The organism is Mesorhizobium silamurunense, from assembly GCF_014843825.1.
Classification (GTDB): domain Bacteria; phylum Pseudomonadota; class Alphaproteobacteria; order Rhizobiales; family Rhizobiaceae; genus Mesorhizobium; species Mesorhizobium silamurunense.
The window spans coordinates 1-336 of the sequence record NZ_JHQR01000453.1; the positions used below are offsets into that span (position 1 = coordinate 1).

The window sequence follows — 336 nt, forward strand, 5'->3', positions numbered from 1 at the left end:
CCTGCCTGAGCGCGGGGATGATCGCTGGCGGCGCCGCTTCCTTTTACACGATTCCCATTGCGGCCATCGCGTATACGCTACCGATCTTCGTCGGCTCGGCGGTCGCGATTGCGTGGGTGGAAGACGCTGTCAATCTGCCCGTCGCAATCCTGATAGTCAGCTACGCCATCACACTGTTTCGCGCGGTGCTTGCCCACGCGTTCGAATTTACCCGACGCTTCATTCTGCAAGCGGAAAGCGAAAATGCCATTCGCAGGGATGTTTTGACGAGACTGCCAAACCGGTTCAGCTTCAACGAGCGGCTGGAGAACGCGTTGGTGGACGCAAAGCAGTTTG

At 58.3% G+C, this 336-nt stretch carries 1 pseudogene; it reads left to right on the forward strand.

What is annotated here, in order from left to right:
* Positions 1-17: 17 nt before the first annotated feature.
* Positions 18-336, forward strand: a pseudogene (locus DH10_RS35945) (putative bifunctional diguanylate cyclase/phosphodiesterase); the annotation flags it as partial.